This is a genomic window from Monashia sp. HAY1-2A, assembly GCF_056755315.1.
Genome location: NZ_JBNDHY010000500.1, coordinates 1 through 261 on the forward strand (window position 1 = coordinate 1; position 261 = coordinate 261).

Sequence of the window (261 nt, forward strand, 5' to 3'; positions counted from 1 at the left end):
CAGTTACAGCAATACTTCATTTATCGGTTTTCCGCTGGTTTCTGCTTTTTATGGGGAGCGTTTATTGAGCATTGCCGTGATCTGTGATCAGACCATGTTTTTTGCTCTGTCAACACTGGGAATTATTGCGGCTGTAAAAGGCGGAAGCACATCTGGAAAAGTGAGTGCAAAATTTATCCTAAAAAGACTGATTACTTTTCCTCCGCTAATAGGCTGCATTTCGGCATTAGTATTGTCTCAGTTCATTGATTTCAGCTGGGC

General features: G+C 41.8%; 1 protein-coding gene. It reads left to right on the forward strand.

All coding sequences use genetic code 11. The features are described 5' to 3' along the window. On the forward strand, positions 1 to 261 hold a 261-nt coding region (locus tag ACPYOM_RS22875), incomplete at both ends, for a hypothetical protein (RefSeq protein ID WP_481347722.1).